Origin of the sequence: Pseudomonas sp. PS02290 (assembly GCF_029960075.1) — a bacterium.
In the GTDB taxonomy this organism is placed as follows: Bacteria; Pseudomonadota; Gammaproteobacteria; order Pseudomonadales; family Pseudomonadaceae; genus Aquipseudomonas.
The window spans coordinates 1-13059 of record NZ_JASCOY010000051.1; the positions used below are offsets into that span (position 1 = coordinate 1).

Consider the following 13059-nt stretch of genomic DNA (forward strand, 5'->3'; position numbering starts at 1 on the left):
CAACAGATCAACTGGCAGCATGGGCCGGTGTTTGTCTCTGCCTGACACAGCCGTGGGGCGCGCGCCACACGTTCAGAACCGCTTTCTCGGTCGTTCCCGGCCAGCCTCAGGCGCAAATGCCTTTTGGTTATATCTGCATTCTTAAATAGTATTTTTAAGAATATCTCTGCCTCTCTACTATCGCGCTCACGCCACAAGCAGCGTTTGCCCCCACGCTGCGGCAAATCTTTCAAGGAGCACGAACATGAGCGCATCTCTACGTAGCGTTGACGGCCAGGACGAAGCAAGCATTTTGCGTGAAATTCAAAGCGCGCTGCGTGACCTGCGTTTTGGCGCGGTTGAAATCACGGTGCACAACGCGCAGGTGGTGCAGATCGAGCGCAAGGAGAAATTCCGTCTGCAAAACCCGAGCAACAAGCAGGGCTAAGGCACGCTCCCGCATAACGAACACCGCATGACCTAAAACTAGAAAAAGCCAACAACACACATTTGTCCAGGAGCCTGATTCATGTCCATTCGTCGTTATGCGCTGGCCGCGCTCGCCAGTGCGGTGTTTGCCGGTTCTGCTGTCGCCAAGGATTTCACCCTGCTGAACGTCTCGTACGACCCGACGCGCGAGCTGTATCAGGACTACAACGCCGAATTCATCAACTTCTGGAAAAAATCCCATCCGGGCGACACCGTGAAGATCAACCAGTCCCACGGTGGCTCGGGCAAGCAGGGCCGCTCGGTGATCGACGGCTCGCCTGCCGACGTGGTGACCCTGGCGCTCGCCGGCGACATCGACGAAATCGCCAAGCTGGGCAAGACCATTCCTGAGAACTGGCAGACCAAGTTGCCGGACGCCAGCACCCCGTACACCTCGACCATCGTGTTCCTGGTGCGCAAGGGCAACCCGAAAGGCATCCATGACTGGGGCGACCTGATCAAGGACGGTGTATCGGTGATCACGCCCAACCCGAAAACCTCGGGCGGCGCGCGCTGGAATTTCCTGGCGGCTTACGGCTATGGCTTGAAATCCAATGGCGGCGACGAAACCAAGGCCAAGGATTACATCGGCAAACTGTTCAAGCACGTTCCGGTGCTGGACACCGGCGCACGCGGTTCGACCATCACTTTCGTCAACAACGGTCAGGGTGACGTGTTGCTGGCGTGGGAAAACGAAGCGTTCCTGGCGCTGAAAGAAGACGGCGGCGCGGACAAGTTCGACATCGTCGTACCTTCGCTGTCGATTCTGGCCGAGCCTCCAGTGGCCGTCGTCGAGAAGAACGCCGAGAAGCACGGCACCACCGAAATCGCCACCGAATACCTCAAGCACCTGTACAGCAAGGAAGGTCAGGAAATCGCGGCGAAAAACTTCTATCGTCCTCGTGACGCGGAAGTGGCCGCCAAGTACGAGAAGCAATTTCCTAAACTCAATCTGCTGACCATCGACAAAGACTTCGGTGGCTGGAAATCGGCTCAGCCCAAGTTCTTCGATGACGGCGGTGTGTTCGATCAGATCTACATCCCCCAGTAACCGCAGCGCCCCACGGAATAAATGGACCCGGACTTGTTCCGGGTAACGTGTGTAAACCAAGGACTTTTATGTCTCGACGCATATCCCCCGTCATACCCGGCTTCGGGCTGACGCTGGGCTACACATTGGTGTACCTCAGTCTGATTGTGCTGATACCGCTTGCGGTCATGTTCATCCACGCCTCCCAACTGAGCGCCGTGCAGTTCTGGAACGTCGTCACGGCGCCCCGTGTGCTTGCAGCACTCAAGCTGAGCTTCGGCACGGCGTTCTTCGCGGCGATCATCAACGGCATCATCGGCACCCTGCTGGCCTGGGTGCTGGTGCGTTACACCTTCCCCGGTCGCCAGATCATCGACGCGATGATCGATCTGCCCTTCGCATTGCCCACCGCCGTTGCCGGTATCGCGCTGACCGCGCTGTACACGCCGACGGGCTTCATCGGCCAGTTTGCGGCCGACCTGGGCATCAAAATCGCCTACACCTCTTTCGGTATCACCCTGGCGTTGACCTTCGTCACCATGCCCTTTGTGGTGCGCACGGTTCAGCCGGTGCTGGCGGACATTCCGCGTGAAGTCGAAGAAGCCGCGGCGTGCCTTGGCGCCAAACCTCTTCAGGTGTTCCGTCACATCCTCGTCCCGGCCTTGTTGCCTGCCTGGCTGACCGGCTTCGCGCTGGCCTTCGCCCGGGGCGTGGGTGAATACGGCTCGGTGATTTTCATCGCCGGCAACATGCCGATGAAGACCGAGATCCTGCCGCTACTGATCATGGTCAAGCTCGACCAGTACGACTACACCGGCGCCACGGCGATTGGCGTGATGATGCTGCTGGTGTCGTTCGTGCTGTTGCTGCTGATCAATCTCTTGCAGCGACGCATCGAAACCCCTAACTGAGGAGGCGCACGTATGTCTGGTTCATCGCTCATTGCTGCGTCCTCCGCCAATGCTGCCCGTCGTGGCAGCGCGGTGTCGCGGCGCATTCTGATCGGCCTTGGCTGGCTGGTCTTCGCGTTCTTCCTGCTACTGCCGCTGGTGGTGGTGATCGGCCAGGGCTTGAGTAACGGCCTCGGCGGATTCTTCGCGGCCATTCTGGAGCCCGATGCGCTGTCGGCCCTCAAACTTACGGTGTTTGCGGTGCTGATTTCGGTGCCGCTCAACGTCGTCTTCGGCGTCGCAGCGGCCTGGTGCGTGAGTAAATACTCGTTCCGCGGCAAGGCGATTCTGGTCACCCTGATCGACCTGCCGTTCTCGGTCTCGCCGGTGATCGCGGGTCTGATTTACGTGCTGATGTTCGGCTCCCGTGGCGTGTTCGGCCCCTGGCTGCAGGAGCACGACATCCAGATCGTCTTCGCCCTGCCGGGCATCGTGTTGGCGACCATCTTCGTGACCGTGCCGTTCGTGGCCCGCGAGCTGATCCCGCTGATGCAGGAGCAGGGCACCCAGGAAGAAGAAGCCGCGCGCCTGCTCGGTGCCAATGGCTGGCAAATGTTCTGGCATGTGACCGTCCCCAACATCAAATGGGGCCTGATCTACGGCGTGGTGCTGTGTACCGCACGGGCCATGGGTGAGTTCGGTGCGGTGTCGGTGGTCTCGGGCCACATTCGCGGCGTGACCAACACCCTGCCGTTGCATGTCGAGATTCTCTACAACGAGTACAACCACGTGGCTGCATTTGCCGTGGCGAGCCTGTTATTGATCCTTGCGCTGTTCATCCTGCTGCTCAAGCAGTGGAGCGAAGCGCGCATTAGCCGTCTGCGCAAAAACGCGGCGGAGGAATAACTCATGTCGATCGAAGTCCGTAACGTCAGCAAGAATTTCAACGCCTTCAAGGCCCTCGACGGCATCAGTCTGGATATCCAGAGTGGCGAGCTCGTGGCGCTGTTGGGCCCGTCCGGCTGTGGCAAGACCACGCTGCTGCGCATCATTGCCGGGCTGGAAACGCCGGACAAAGGCAGCATCGTGTTCCACGGCGAGGATGTCTCCGGCCACGACGTGCGCGATCGCAACGTGGGGTTCGTCTTCCAGCATTACGCGCTGTTTCGCCACATGACGGTGTTCGACAACGTCGCCTTCGGCCTGCGCATGAAGCCGAAGAACCAGCGCCCGAACGAAAGCCAGATCGCGGTCAAAGTGCATGAGCTGCTGAACATGGTGCAGCTGGACTGGCTGTCGGATCGCTATCCGGAGCAATTGTCGGGCGGTCAGCGTCAGCGGATTGCCTTGGCCCGCGCCTTGGCGGTGGAGCCTAAAGTATTGCTGCTTGACGAACCGTTTGGCGCGCTGGACGCCAAGGTACGCAAGGAGCTGCGTCGCTGGCTGGCGCGGCTGCACGAAGACATCAACCTGACTTCTGTATTCGTGACCCACGACCAGGAAGAGGCGATGGAAGTCGCGGACCGCATCGTGGTGATGAACAAGGGCGTGATCGAGCAGATCGGTTCGCCCGGCGATGTTTATGAGAACCCGGCCAGCGATTTCGTGTATCACTTTCTGGGTGACTCGAACCGCCTGCATCTGGGTGAGGACAACCACGTGTTGTTCCGCCCCCACGAGGTGTCGTTGTCACGGCATGAAGTGGAAGGCCACCACGCGGCGGAAGTGCGGGACATTCGTCCGTTGGGCGCCACGACGCGGGTGACGCTGAAGGTCGAAGGCCAACCCGAGCTGATCGAAGCGGAAGTGGTAAAAGACCACGACAGCCTGACAGGGCTGGCGCGGGGAGAAACGCTGTTCTTCAAGCCGAAGGTCTGGCAGAAGAGGGAGAGTATTTAGGGCGCTCTCTGATCAAGAGTATTTAAGCGCTCTCTAATCAAATGGACAGCTCGGCCACCGCGCTGTCTGGGGATAAATACACATCTTGTGGGAGCGAGCTTGCTCGCGAAGAGGCCATTACATCCGCTAGATTTTCAGCGGCTGGAATCCAGCCTTCGTGAGCAAGGTGGAGCGCCACCCCGGTCACTCCCACATTCCTTCATCCGCAGGGAAATCAGCGATGTCCTTCGACGATCGATCTGATTGGTTGTTAAAACACAGTTCTAGACCGCAGCCTTCTTCAAATCCCGCCGGTGCGTCTTGCCCACCCGCGCCTCGATGGCGTGTTGCAACTTCTTTCTCATTCCCAGCAAAAAAGCCGCTTCGGCAACGACAAACAGCGGGCCGATGATCAGGCCTGTGAGGTCGTCGACAAACGCCGGCTTGCGGCCCTCGTAATAATGGCCCACAAACTGAATCGCCCAACCGAGCACGAACAACCCGACGCCGGCGCTGAGCCAGACCATGGTGGTCTGTTGCGCCAGGCTTGCGCCGAGCCACAGGCACAGCGCGAGCAGAACGCCCATCAGCACGCCGAAGAAGGCGTCCAGCCGCAGGTAGAAAAACGTCGCCGCCAGACTCACCAGCAAGGCCGGCGACACCCAAAGCCCGCCGAGGGACCAACTGGTCCAGCCGGGGCGTGACAACAGTACGGCCACGGCGATCACGATCAGGGGAATGCCGACGAAGTGGGTAACGATGTTACGGGTGTCGCGGTGGTAGGCCGCGTACTGGCTGAGGTGATCGACGAGGTTTTTCATTGTTATTCCTCTCTGGATACATGGATCATGCCGCTGATTTTTTTTGGCTGAGGCCGCTGCACGGCTCAGCCTGCAACAAAACGCCGGCTATCAAAAGGAGATTCACATGACGAATGGAACCCAATGGCGCTCATGGTTTATCAACGACCGATGGTTCCGCGATCTGCCTGCGCTGTTGCAGGATAGCTTGCTGATCGGCATGCGGCAGCGCCGGGTGACGCCCGGCAAATCGATCTTCCAGCGCGGCGATCCGGCGCCCGGCCTGTATGCGTTGCTCACCGGTTCGTTACGCATTAATCCTCTCAAGCCGCAGCAAACAGACATCCCCCCGGCAGAAGGCTATCGGCCCTTCTGGTTTGGCGAAGCCTCGCTGTTCGACAGCCTGCCCGCGACCCACGATGTCTTCGCTCAAGGCGCGGTCATTCTCCTGCACATGCCCCATGCGCCACTCAAGCAACTGCTGGCTGAACACCCGGCCTTGTGGCGGCATTTCCGTGATTTGCTGGGGCGCAAGCTCGGGCTCGCCGTCCCCGCCCTTGAAGACATCACCCTGATGCCCACCGAGGAACGCGTGGCGTTTCGGCTGCTGATGCTGGCCGAAGCCTACGGCGAGATGGATCGTTCGGTGCGCAGCGTGCCTCTGTCCGACATGGCCTCCAATCGCTGCCTCGGGCTGAGCGCTGAGGTGGTCGAACGGGTACTTGGGGCGTTCGCCGAACGGCAAATCGTGCGCCGCGATCACGAACTGATCTACGTGCTGGACACCGAATGGCTGCGCGAGACGGCGCTTCATCGCCTGACCGGCGCAGGCGCGTGATGGCGTCACCGGTCAGCGGTTCAGCCCTTCGCGATACTGGCTGGGCGTCATGCCGGTCCAGCGCTTGAACGCGCGGCTGAAACTGCTGGTGTCAGCGAAGCCGAGCAGATAGGCCACTTCACTTAGCGAGCAGCCGGGGTCGCGCATGTGTTGCAGCGCCAGATTCTGCCGGCACTGATTGAGCAGCAGATCGTAGCGGCAACCCTCGTCGGCCAAGTGGCGCTGAAGGCTGCGCAAGCTCAGGTGCAGCGTGTGGGCGATGTGCTCGGCGGACGGCTCGCCTTCGGGCAATTGAGTTTCGATGGCGCCGCGCACCTTGCGCTCCCAGGTCAGTGCGCTGAGTTGCTCGAGGGTGCGGTTGAGCACGGCCTCGTTATGCTCGGCCAACTCGGGATTGGCGTCGTCCAGATGGCTGTCGAAATCCTCACAGGAGAAGAGCAGCAGATTCTCCGCCGCACCAAAGAACAGCGGCGCACGGAAGACGGTATGCCAGGGCTGCGGATCTTCCGGTTGCGGCCGCATCAGGTGAACGGCCAGCGGCGCGTAATGACGGCCCAGGCGGTTGCGGCAGGTGCGCACGTAGATTGCGGCGAAGGCGTCCATCGCCTCATTGGCCGGCATCGGGCTGCCGTCGGGCACGCGGAAACGAAACTCGTAATGCTCGTCCACGCGTTCAAAACTCATGACCAGCGCGTCGCTCACCACCGGGTGATAACGCACGATGCGCTCGAACACCTCACGCAACGACCCGCTGGCAACCAGCGCATAACCGAGCGCATGAAAGGTCGTCGGGCTGACGAACCGTGACACTCGCAAGCCCAGCGCCGGATCGCCGCTGGCCTGCACGGCCAGTTCCCAAAAACGGGTGGTGACCGTCACCGGGTATCGCGCGTTGGGGTCATCCATCAGCTGCGGATCCAGGCCCGCAGCCCGGCTCAGTGCGAGGCTGTCGAGGCCGAGGGCATCGAGTTGCTTGCGCAGGGCGCGGGTCCAGCTGGCGAGGATGCTCGGCTCAGACATACAAGTTGGCGCTTCCGGTCTACAGATTGGCGTTCACGGTCAGGCAGCATCCGGGCTTAAGCGGCAAAGTGGTGCCACGTTTTTTCATCCTGAAACCGGAGAATGGAAGCATGCACGACACTTCTGCAAGTGCTGCCGGACTGAATGCACAACAACGATCAGCGCATATTCGTGCGGTGGTTTCCGCCCATGGTGCCGCGCTGCGAGAGCGCTATCCGCTGCTGCGGCACCAGGATGCCATCGGCGCCGGCATCCTGTGCTTCGCACTCGCCGGCATGATTGGCAGCGCGACGCTCTATATCGGGGGTTACCTGGCCTGGTGGGCGTGCCTGCTGCTGAATGCGTTCTTTGCGTCGCTGACCCATGAGCTTGAACACGACCTGATCCACAGCATGTATTTCCGCAAGCAGCGGGTGCCCCACAACCTGATGCTGGCGCTGGTCTGGATGGCGCGGCCGAGCACGATCAATCCCTGGATTCGTCGGCACTTGCACCTCAATCATCACAAGGTCTCCGGCACCGAGGCAGATATGGAAGAGCGCGCCATTACCAATGGCGAGCCGTGGGGCCTGGCGCGGTTGCTGATGGTCGGCGATAACGTGATGTCGTCGCTGATCCGCATGCTGCGGGCGAAAACCTGGGCGCATAAATTCAGCATTCTCAAGCGCACCCTGCGTGTCTATGCGCCGCTGGCGCTGCTGAATTGGGGCGCGTGGTACGTGTTTCTTGGCTTCCATGCCGCCAACGGCATTGCCGGCCTGATGGGCAGCCCGATTGACTGGTCGGCGAACACACTGGCGGTCATGCACGTCATCGACGTCGCTGTCGTGGTCCTCGTCGGTCCGAACGTGCTGCGTACCTTCTGTCTGCATTTCGTCAGTTCCAACATGCATTACTACGGCGACGTCGAACTGGGCAATGTCATGCAGCAGACCCAAGTGCTCAATCCGTGGTGGATGTGGCCGATGCAGGCGTTCTGCTTCAACTTCGGCAGCACCCATGGCATTCATCACTTCGTGGTGAAGGAGCCGTTCTATATCCGCCAGATGACGGCACCCGTTGCGCACAAAGTGATGGCTGAAATGGGGGTGCGGTTCAATGATTTCGGCACCTTCGGGCGGGCCAACCGCTTTGAACGAACGACTGAAAACGACGCGGTCCTCAAGCCTGCACGCGGTTGATACCTGGCGGCCCATTGCGCCAGTCTCGCCGGCTTGTGGGAAATTTCTCCGGATAAAGATTTCTGTAACAACCGCCCCTTAATCTCTGCTCATCCCCGGCGAGCTGGGGGCAGACAGCGTGATTCTCAGGGTCACCCCTTTAAGGCAGGGGGTGGCCCTCTTTTTTTTGCGCCTTTCCCTGAGGCTGCGGCATATATTTTCGAGCTATTAATAAATAGCTTCTTATTCTTTTTCGAATATATGTCCGATCCCTATACTCGCCCCCATGAACGCAACATGCAGGAGGCGAAGGCCATGCATAACGAATCGATCCGTTACCTGATCGTGCCAGGCTGGCAAGGATCTGCCGACGACCATTGGCAAACCCATTGGCAGAACAGTCTGCCCAATAGCGTGCGTGTGGAGCAGGCCGACTGGCTCAAGCCGCGCCGAGAAGATTGGGTGGGTGAGCTGCAACGCGCTATCGCCTCTGACAGCACCCCGGTGATTCTCATCGCCCACAGCCTGGGTTGCGTGACCGTTGCCCATTGGGCGCAGCTGGCGCCACTGGCGAGTTTGCGTCAGGTGCGCGGGGCCCTGCTGGTGGCGCCCGCTGACGTCGAGCGCCCCAATTGCCCGCCGGCGATCCGCAATTTCGCGCCGATTCCCGAGCACCTGCTGCCGTTCCCGACCCAAGTGGTCAGCTCCGATAACGATTCAGCCGTCAGCGCATTGCGCGCGATGGAAATGGCCCGCAACTGGGGCGCCGAAATCGGCATTCTCAGCGGCGCGGGTCATATCAACGTGAAGTCCGGGCATCAGCGCTGGGAACAGGGTTTCGCTTATCTGTACCGGCTGCAAGGGCGCATCGAGCATTTCAACCGCCGCCGCGCATGACCATCGCAGTTGCAACGGTCGTTGCGCCTGAGACCTCTTTTCTCACGATCACTTTCGCCGCAGTGAACCGACAGGCGCTGCGGCCTTTTTTTTAAAAACGCTTCGGTCAATGGATGGCCGGGGCGGGAGCCTGCCATGAGCCTTTCCGACCTATCGAGCAACCCGCTGTTGACCTTCCCTGATGCTGAAAAAAGCCCGCTGAGCATCCGCGCCAAGGCCTTGGTGTTCATCGATCCACGATCGCGGCAATTGCGCGAAGAGATGGAACTGCTGGCGCCGCTGGACTTGCCCGTGTTGATCCGCGGCGAATCCGGCACGGGCAAGGAATTGCTGGCGCGTCATATTCATCGAGGTAGCGACCGGGCCGGGTTGTTCGTGTCGGTTAACTGCGGCGCCATCAGCTCGACCTACGCCGACGCCGAGCTGTTCGGTTACGCTGCCGGCGCCTACAGCGGGTCCGCCAGCAGTCGGGCAGGCTGGTTCGGCTCGGCCACGGGCGGCACGTTGTACCTGGATGAGATCGCCGACCTGCCGATGGCGATCCAGATCAAGTTGCTGGCAGCGCTGGAAAACCACGAAGTCACCCGCGTCGGCGCCACGCAGCCCAGCCAGGTCGACGTCAGACTGGTCGCCGCGACCAGCATCGATCTGCGCCTGTCAGTCGCCGCTGGCAAATTCCACGAGCGGCTTTATCGCTACCTGAACGAAGGGCGCCTCGACCTGCCGGCGTTGCGCGAACAGCCCGGCAACATCCTGCCGTTGGCCGAGTACTTCCTGGGCATCTACAGCCAGCGCTTCGATTTTGAGATGCCGCTGATCAGCGAAGACGCGCAAAGAGTGCTCGAAGCCCATTACTGGCCGGGCAACACACGAGAGCTGGAGAACGTCATTCACTTCGCGCTGCTGGTCAGCAGCGGCGCGGAGATCCTGCCTGAGCACCTGAATCTGCCGGTCCGGTAATGGCTCTTGAGCTCACTGAGCAGGTAGCCGGGTGGCAAAATGCCCGCTGATAGCGAAAAGGCATAACCATCCGACTAAAAAGTATTGTCTCGGAATAAAAAATCTCGGTACTGTCCGCATCAGCCGCTCCCCTGCCAAGGGTCGATCCCGCGGCAGACCGAAAACAAAGTCGCCCACGAGGCGACCCGATTTCTATTAAGGACATCGCATGAAGAAGACGTTTTTGTTCACCGCACTGGCGGCTGCTCTCTCTCTGGGCATCAGCGCTGCACAAGCTGCCGAGAAGCTCGTCGTGGGCGCCACCGCTGTTCCGCACGCCGAGATCCTCGAGCTGATCAAGCCTGAACTGGCCAAAGAAGGCGTGGACCTGCAAATCAAGGTCTTCACCGACTACGTGCAGCCGAACGTGCAACTGAACGAGAAGCGTCTGGACGCCAACTACTTCCAGACCAAGCCTTACCTGGACGGCTTCAACAAAGGCAAGGGCGCTACCCTGGTGACCGGCGTCGGCGTACACGTCGAACCGTTCGGCGGCTACTCGAAGAAGTGGAAGTCCATTGACCAGTTGCCAGAAGGCGCAACCGTTGCCATTCCGAACGAAGGCAGCAACGCCGGTCGCGCTCTGCTGCTGTTGCAGAAGAACGGCCTGATCACCCTGAAAGACCCGACCAACGCCTTGTCGACGCCGAAAGACATCGCCACCAACCCGAAAAAACTGAAATTCCGCGAACTGGAATCTGCTCTGCTGCCGCGCGCGCTGGATCAGGTCGACCTGGATCTGATCAACACCAACTACGCGCTGGAAGCCAAGCTCAGCCCTAAAAAGGATGCGCTGATTCTGGAAGGCTCCGACTCGCCGTACGTGAACTACCTGGTCACCCGCACCGACAACGCTCACACCGACGCGATCGAGAAGCTGTCCAAGGCGCTGACCAGCCAGCAGGTCAAAGACTTCATCAACAAGAAGTACGACGGCGCAGTTATCCCGGCGTTCTGATGAAGGCTTGAATGCGCGATTGCAGCGCATTCATGTACAAACGCGCTTGCCCGCCGTTGCTCCCGCTCCGCTGACGCATTGTCATCGGGTGCATGGAAGTGACGGTGGGCAAGCGCGTTTTTGCGTTTCGAGCGTAGCGCCTGTGCATGAATCGGCTTTTAGCCGCCTCGCTCATCAGTAATGGCCAACGGCCGTCGCTAGGTCGTTCGGCGCTATGCATATGCTCTAACGATATTTAAACTTCGCTTCTTATAGCTTTAAAGTCCTCCCTCCTCAGCCACACCTTTTGGAGTCGGAGTTCTCATGCCAGCAGCCTCCCACGCTTCGTCCGCGCAAGCGCCCGGTCAGCAGTTCGATGTGCGTCCATTCGCCGAAAAGGTGGGCGCGGAAATCGTCGGTCTGGATCTGTCCCGTCCGCTCAACGACGCCGATTTTGCCCGTGTGCATCAAGCGCATCTCGATTACCACGTGGTTGTTTTCCGCGATCAGCACATCACCCCGCAGCAGCAGATCGATTTCAGCCGCCGTTTTGGCGTCCTGCAGATTCATGTGCTCAAGCAATTCCTGCTCGCCAATCATCCCGAGATTTTGATCGTCTCCAATATCGTCGAAAACGGCCAGCCGGTCGGGCTGGGCGATGCCGGCAAATACTGGCACTCGGACCTGTCATACAAAGAACTGCCGAGCCTTGGCTCGATGCTCTACGCCCAGGAGCTGCCAAGCGAAGGCGGTGACACCCTGTTCGCTGACATGCATTTGGCCTGGGACACGCTGCCCGAGCATCTGCGCAAAGCCGTCGAAGGTCGCCATGCGGTGCACAGCTATACCTCCCGTTACAGCCATGGGCATAACGCTGATAACTGGCGCCCGACCCTGAGCGCTGAACAGTTGGCCCAAGTCGCAGTGGTCAGCCATCCGATCGTGCGCACCCACCCGGAGAACGGGCGCAAGGCGCTGTTTGTCAGCGAAGGCTTCACCACCCACATCGTCGGCCTGCCGGAAGACGAGAGTCAGGCAATTCTCACAGAGCTGTACGCCCACAGCGTTCGCCCGGAAGGCGTTTACCGCCACAAGTGGCAGGAGAACGACATGGTGTTCTGGGACAACCGCTCGCTGATTCATCTAGCCGGCGGCACGCCCGATCACCTGCGCCGTCGCTTGCACCGCACCACCATTCAGGGCGATGCGCCGTTCTGATCCAGGAGAGCTCCATGAATGCTGTTCTGCAAAGCCACACGGCTAGCGATCGCTTGAACGCGCACCAGGCCAATCAGCCCACCGCTGAAGCGCTGCTGCAAGTACAAGGCGTCAGCCTTGAATACCGCACGCCGGAACGCGTGGTGCGGGCCACCCATCAAGTCAGTTTTGAAATCGATCCTGCCGACCGTTTTGTCCTGCTCGGCCCGTCGGGCTGTGGCAAGTCAACGCTGCTCAAGGCCGTGGCCGGGTTCATCCAGCCCAGCGAAGGGCAGATTCGTCTGGCCGGCCAGGAAGTAAAGGAGCCGGGGCCCGACCGCATCGTGGTGTTTCAGGAATTCGACCAGTTGCCGCCCTGGAAGACGGTGATCCAGAACGTCATGTTTCCGCTGCTGGCCTCGCGCACCCTCAAGCGTCGTGAGGCCGAGGAGCGTGCGGGGTATTACCTGGAGAAAGTCGGCCTGAGCGCTTTCGCTGACGCTTACCCGCACACCTTGTCCGGCGGCATGAAGGCGCGCGTGGCAATTGCACGGGCGCTGGCGATGCAGCCAAAGATCCTGTTGATGGACGAGCCCTTCGCCGCGCTCGACGCGTTGACCCGCCGCAAGATGCAGGAAGAGCTGCTGGAGCTGTGGGAAGAAGTGCGCTTCACGCTGCTGTTCGTGACCCACTCCATCGAGGAAGCGCTGGTGGTCGGCAACCGGATTCTGCTGTTGTCGCCCCATCCGGGCCGCGTGCGCGCCGAGATCAACAGCCATCAGTACAACCTGAAGAGCCTTGGCGGCGTCGAGTTCCAGGCGTCTGCCCAGCGGATTCACCGGCTGCTGTTCGACGAGGGCGAAGCGCCTGCGGTCGAGCCGGATCTGCGGTTTCAGGATGTTCGTATTGCCTACTGATCGCGGTTCGCCGAGCTGCCCCCTCAAG

General features: G+C 60.3%; 13 protein-coding genes and 1 pseudogene. 12 read left to right on the forward strand and 2 right to left on the reverse strand.

The features are described from left to right. Positions 1-244 precede the first annotated feature (244 nt). From oscA to QMX88_RS19360, 5 genes are all read left to right on the forward strand, one after another. Positions 245-427 (forward strand): sulfur starvation response protein OscA, encoded by a 183-nt coding sequence (oscA, locus tag QMX88_RS19340; RefSeq protein ID WP_065990977.1) that lies wholly within the window; start codon positions 245-247, stop codon positions 425-427. 81 nt (positions 428-508) lie between these two features. Continuing rightward, a complete protein-coding gene (locus QMX88_RS19345; protein ID WP_282371867.1) occupies positions 509-1519 on the forward strand; it encodes a sulfate ABC transporter substrate-binding protein in 1011 nt (336 codons plus the stop codon). Between the two features lie 68 nt (positions 1520-1587). Then, positions 1588-2409, forward strand: coding sequence for a sulfate ABC transporter permease subunit CysT (gene cysT / locus QMX88_RS19350; RefSeq protein WP_282371868.1), 822 nt, complete (start codon positions 1588-1590; stop codon positions 2407-2409). A 12-nt stretch (positions 2410-2421) separates the two neighbouring features. Then, a complete protein-coding gene (gene cysW, locus QMX88_RS19355) occupies positions 2422-3294 on the forward strand; it encodes a sulfate ABC transporter permease subunit CysW (protein ID WP_282371869.1) in 873 nt (290 codons plus the stop codon). A gap of 3 nt (positions 3295-3297) precedes the next feature. Beyond that, a complete protein-coding gene (locus QMX88_RS19360; RefSeq protein WP_172610084.1) occupies positions 3298-4287 on the forward strand; it encodes a sulfate/molybdate ABC transporter ATP-binding protein in 990 nt (329 codons plus the stop codon). 263 nt (positions 4288-4550) lie between these two features. On the opposite strand, the gene QMX88_RS19365 is transcribed toward QMX88_RS19360, so the two are convergent. Beyond that, entirely contained in the window at positions 4551-5087 is a 537-nt protein-coding gene (locus QMX88_RS19365; protein WP_282371870.1) for an Mpo1 family 2-hydroxy fatty acid dioxygenase, read from the reverse strand. A gap of 106 nt (positions 5088-5193) precedes the next feature. On the opposite strand from QMX88_RS19365, the gene QMX88_RS19370 reads away from it, so the two are divergent. After that, positions 5194-5904, forward strand: coding sequence for a Crp/Fnr family transcriptional regulator (locus QMX88_RS19370; protein WP_282371871.1), 711 nt, complete (start codon positions 5194-5196; stop codon positions 5902-5904). Positions 5905-5916: 12 nt separating this feature from the next. On the opposite strand, the gene QMX88_RS19375 is transcribed toward QMX88_RS19370, so the two are convergent. Next, positions 5917-6924 (reverse strand): AraC family transcriptional regulator, encoded by a 1008-nt coding sequence (locus QMX88_RS19375; RefSeq protein ID WP_282371872.1) that lies wholly within the window; start codon positions 6922-6924, stop codon positions 5917-5919. A gap of 110 nt (positions 6925-7034) precedes the next feature. Between QMX88_RS19375 and QMX88_RS19380 the strand changes: the two genes are divergently transcribed. The 6 genes and pseudogenes from QMX88_RS19380 to QMX88_RS19405 all read left to right on the forward strand — a co-directional run bounded on the left by QMX88_RS19380 (position 7035) and on the right by QMX88_RS19405 (position 13031). Further along, a complete protein-coding gene (locus QMX88_RS19380) occupies positions 7035-8105 on the forward strand; it encodes a fatty acid desaturase (RefSeq protein WP_282371873.1) in 1071 nt (356 codons plus the stop codon). A 294-nt stretch (positions 8106-8399) separates the two neighbouring features. Next, positions 8400-8981 carry an alpha/beta hydrolase gene (locus tag QMX88_RS19385; protein WP_133775665.1) on the forward strand — a complete coding sequence of 194 codons (582 nt, stop codon included), beginning with the start codon at positions 8400-8402 and terminating at the stop codon, positions 8979-8981. Positions 8982-9116: 135 nt separating this feature from the next. Next, positions 9117-9932 (forward strand): annotated as a pseudogene (locus tag QMX88_RS19390) (sigma 54-interacting transcriptional regulator); the annotation flags it as partial. A gap of 217 nt (positions 9933-10149) precedes the next feature. After that, positions 10150-10938, forward strand: a complete 789-nt coding sequence (locus tag QMX88_RS19395; RefSeq protein WP_192173035.1) for a MetQ/NlpA family ABC transporter substrate-binding protein — start codon at positions 10150-10152, stop codon at positions 10936-10938. 303 nt (positions 10939-11241) lie between these two features. Further along, on the forward strand, positions 11242-12135 hold the full coding sequence (locus tag QMX88_RS19400; protein ID WP_282371874.1) for a TauD/TfdA dioxygenase family protein: 894 nt from the start codon (positions 11242-11244) through the stop codon (positions 12133-12135). Positions 12136-12149: 14 nt separating this feature from the next. Further along, complete coding sequence (locus QMX88_RS19405) at positions 12150-13031, forward strand: ABC transporter ATP-binding protein (RefSeq protein ID WP_442969476.1); 882 nt, start codon at positions 12150-12152, stop codon at positions 13029-13031. The last annotated feature ends 28 nt before the right edge of the window (positions 13032-13059 follow it).

Coding starts and splice junctions, on each gene's coding strand:
- QMX88_RS19375 (WP_282371872.1), bottom strand. CDS start 6,924: ATGTCTGAGCCGAGCATCCTCGCCAGCTGGACCCGCGCCCTGCGCAAG.
- oscA (WP_065990977.1), top strand. CDS start 245: ATGAGCGCATCTCTACGTAGCGTTGACGGCCAGGACGAAGCAAGCATT.
- QMX88_RS19370 (WP_282371871.1), top strand. CDS start 5,194: ATGACGAATGGAACCCAATGGCGCTCATGGTTTATCAACGACCGATGG.
- QMX88_RS19395 (WP_192173035.1), top strand. CDS start 10,150: ATGAAGAAGACGTTTTTGTTCACCGCACTGGCGGCTGCTCTCTCTCTG.
- QMX88_RS19365 (WP_282371870.1), bottom strand. CDS start 5,087: ATGAAAAACCTCGTCGATCACCTCAGCCAGTACGCGGCCTACCACCGC.
- QMX88_RS19405 (WP_442969476.1), top strand. CDS start 12,150: ATGAATGCTGTTCTGCAAAGCCACACGGCTAGCGATCGCTTGAACGCG.
- cysT (WP_282371868.1), top strand. CDS start 1,588: ATGTCTCGACGCATATCCCCCGTCATACCCGGCTTCGGGCTGACGCTG.
- QMX88_RS19400 (WP_282371874.1), top strand. CDS start 11,242: ATGCCAGCAGCCTCCCACGCTTCGTCCGCGCAAGCGCCCGGTCAGCAG.
- QMX88_RS19385 (WP_133775665.1), top strand. CDS start 8,400: ATGCATAACGAATCGATCCGTTACCTGATCGTGCCAGGCTGGCAAGGA.
- QMX88_RS19380 (WP_282371873.1), top strand. CDS start 7,035: ATGCACGACACTTCTGCAAGTGCTGCCGGACTGAATGCACAACAACGA.
- cysW (WP_282371869.1), top strand. CDS start 2,422: ATGTCTGGTTCATCGCTCATTGCTGCGTCCTCCGCCAATGCTGCCCGT.
- QMX88_RS19345 (WP_282371867.1), top strand. CDS start 509: ATGTCCATTCGTCGTTATGCGCTGGCCGCGCTCGCCAGTGCGGTGTTT.
- QMX88_RS19360 (WP_172610084.1), top strand. CDS start 3,298: ATGTCGATCGAAGTCCGTAACGTCAGCAAGAATTTCAACGCCTTCAAG.